This window comes from Faecalibacterium sp. DFI.5.82, assembly GCF_029076575.1.
In the GTDB taxonomy this organism is placed as follows: Bacteria; Bacillota; Clostridia; order Oscillospirales; family Ruminococcaceae; genus Faecalibacterium; species Faecalibacterium duncaniae.
In genome coordinates, this window is the sequence record NZ_JARFIS010001077.1 from 1 (window position 1) to 290 (window position 290).

Annotated in this window: 1 pseudogene; it reads left to right on the forward strand. The window is 58.3% G+C overall.

The annotated features are described in order from the left end of the window. Positions 1–290 (forward strand): annotated as a pseudogene (locus tag P0G09_RS20220) (DNA primase); the annotation flags it as partial.

Sequence of the window (290 nt, forward strand, 5' to 3'; positions counted from 1 at the left end):
CGGGACATCTACGCCCGGTTCCTCTGCTTCGGCAACGGTGCGTTGACCTCGCTGTACGACCATTCGGATGGCTTCTTCCGCCGCCAACTCATCCTGACCACCAAGGACAATCCTGCTGACCGCACGGACGATCCCTTTCTTGTGGAGAAGATGTGCGCCGAGTTGGAAGGCATCCTGCTATTGTGTCTGGAAGGGCTGCACCGGCTGGTGCAGAACAACTTCCGCTTCACGGTCAGCGAACGATCCGCCGCCAACGTGGACACCATCAAACGCAGCAGCAACAATGTCAT